The organism is uncultured Rothia sp., assembly GCF_937976295.1.
GTDB lineage: Bacteria > Actinomycetota > Actinomycetes > Actinomycetales > Micrococcaceae > Rothia.
On the sequence record NZ_CALJRY010000340.1, the window covers coordinates 1 to 2,797 of the forward strand.

Sequence of the window (2,797 nt, forward strand, 5' to 3'; positions counted from 1 at the left end):
TGGTAGTGCCTAGTACCACCCGCAAAAATGTTATAAAATAGGTCTTATATTACATTCTAACAGATGGAGGGGTGATACCTCTTTATCGCCAAGAAAGGTAGCCTGAATCCATGACCCCAATTTTTACCTTCCTCATCACCAGCGCACCGGCGCTGCTGATCGTCATTATTCCTATGGTGATGACCTGGCGCATCGTCGTGCGCGCCAGCCGAAACCTGGACACCATCGACCGCACTATCCGCCTTGGTCGGTACATTCTGCCGCGCTGGGCTGCGTGGCACATCCCCGGCGCAATCTACTTGGTGCTGGCCGTCCTGAACCTGATCGCACTGCTCTTCATTGATCCGCGAATCGGGTCTCGGTATACCACTATGGGCACCGGTTGGGAAACGGCTTGGAGCCTCTATACATTGTTGATTGGTCTGCCGCTGATGGTGGTTTCATACGTCGCTATCCCCTGCTCCCTGTACATCTGGATTCGAGTGTGGCTGCTGGGCCGAAATGCGACCAAGCACAAGGAGCATGATGTCCGCGGCGCCCTGGCGCATCTGCGCAGCCAGGTTCGTCAAGCGGGAGAAGAACAGCGCCAAATCCGAGATAATGACCAGCGCTAACGGCAGCCCAAACCTTTCTGCCGTGTTTTTGTAGATGTGTTTATATGCCTTGATATTCCCTAGTGCCATTTGAGAGGTTGCACACCCCTGTAAAACCGCTATACTGGAGACAGATTTTAACCGCACATACAAAAGCCGCCACCGGAAGATGTCTTGCAGGACACCGGCAGCGGAACTCGAAAGCAAAGAAGGGTAAAAGAAAACCCCTAGCTCGGGATTGCAGTCCCAGGTGAGCTAGAGGTTTCTCAAAAGCAAAAAATGATTAACTCCATTGTACGTAGCCGTACCCATAAAAGCAACCCCAAACTTGAATGGGAAAGCATCGGCGCTCGCATCATGCAAACCGGCCTTGCCCGAATCAGTGAAGACAACGGCGAAACCTACCCCAAGGCCACCGAAGCGGTCACCCCCCAGACCCTGCCAGCAGCACCCACCGCCGCCCGCATCTACACCCAAACCCCCGACGGAGAATGGGTAACCCACTGCCTCGTCTTCGACCTGGACGCAAAGAAGCACCACAGCCCCGAAGACGTAGCCCACGACGCCCACAAGCTCACCGCCGCGCTCGCTGAAGCCGGCATCGAAACCATCACCGACACCTCCCCCTCTGGCGGCCGCCACATCTACGTGCCCTCCCACCAGCCCATCGCCGGGCACCTGGCCCAGGACATCGTGGATCGCCTCAAGGCACACCTGCAGCTGACCACCTGCGACATCACCCCCATGCGCGGCTACCGCTCCGGAATCATCCGCACCCCCGGCAGCCCCCACAAGCACGGAGGCCACCAAAGCCTCATCACCCCCCTCACTGACGCAGTACGCATCCTTGAGCACGGCAACCGCAACACCGACTTCGCAGCCTACGTGTCCACCCTGCCCGTGGCCATCAAGAGCAAGCGCATCGACCCTGCCATCTACGAACCCAACACCGACACCTCCCCCGCCGCCGCCCTCAGCTACGGCTGGAAGCGCTACGCAGCCACCGGCACCTTCCGCCACCTCAAGACCGCCAAAGGAACCCGCTACCCCTCAGCCTCTGAAGCACGCCTGGGATTCCTCGCATACCTACACCGCGCCGGCTACGACTACCCCACCATCCACCGAAACACCCACAACGGCACCTGGCCCGCGCTCGCAGACGCATACAGCAAGTACAGCCCCGAAGAGCGCGAGCGCCTCATGACTCGTGAATGGGCCCTGGCTGCTACTGAGCATGGCACTCGCCGTGCACGTACCCAGAAGGCTCCGGTGAACCCGGTCCACTACCTTCTGCGCGCCACGACTCCGATCTGGGCTGCGAAGAAGACCAATAGCCGCAAGCGTGACCGTCAGACCGCTATCCGCCAGTGGGCAACTCTCACTGATGTGCACGGCACCGAGCTCTACGGAGGCTCCGAGGCCGCCCTGTCGCTGCGCCTTGTCCTCAAAGCGCTCTCCGCGCAGGCATACCGTTCTGGCTCCACGGTCTTCACCTGCTCGTACCGTACCCTGCGCCTCTACACCGGACTGTCCCTGGGCACCATCCGCAATGTCATGACGCGCCTGCTCACCGAAGAGAACCCCCTGCTTGAGCTGGCCTACCACGGCGGCATGAACCGCCCGAATAGCTACCGACTGATCATCCCCCAGGCCCACGCACAGCTGGCTACGACCGCCTACATCAAGGGAATCATCAGCCCCCTCCCCATGGCCTTCTACGGCCTCGATAAGGCCGCCTGGTTCATCTTCCACACCTTCACCCGACGCAACAAGCGCACCCTGGCAGAGCTGATCCGCATCACTGGCATCAGCGCTCGCCGTGTGGCTCGTGTGGTGAAGATGCTGGTCAGTGAGAATTTTCTGGCGGAAACGATTAAGGGTGGCGTGAAGGCGTGGTGCGTGGATCAGTGGTGCGATTTGGAAGAGCTGGCGTTCTGGACTGATGGTTCAACGGCGTATGCGCAGCTGAATGCAGAGGTGACGGAGCAGCAGTCTCAGTGGAAGCAGAAGTGCCTTCGTTATTACCGCACTATGAAAGATTCCCTATATACTAAAGGGAGCACAGAACCCAATGTTTACCGTGGTTCGTCACTTAAATTGATTGTCTTCTCGCCCGTGCGCGGATTTGAACAGCAGAGTACAACGTACACGCCGCGGGGGATTACGAAAGGACCCCACCCATGTTCCGACGCACCCGGAAACCC

General features: G+C 58.9%; 2 protein-coding genes. Both read left to right on the forward strand.

Features of this window, described 5'->3' with window-relative positions; genetic code table 11:
* Window positions 1-110 precede the first annotated feature (110 nt).
* The gene (locus Q0216_RS09165) at window positions 111-614 is read left to right on the forward strand and encodes a hypothetical protein (protein ID WP_298594737.1); all 504 of its coding nucleotides are present in this window, start codon (window positions 111-113) and stop codon (window positions 612-614) included.
* 258 nt (window positions 615-872) lie between these two features.
* The coding region (locus tag Q0216_RS09170) for a hypothetical protein (RefSeq protein ID WP_298594739.1) at window positions 873-2,797 on the forward strand (1,925 nt) is incomplete at its 3' end.

What these genes read in the sequence shown, in the direction of transcription:
- Q0216_RS09165 (WP_298594737.1), top strand. Translation starts at nt 111, where the DNA reads ATGACCCCAATTTTTACCTTCCTCATCACCAGCGCACCGGCGCTGCTG.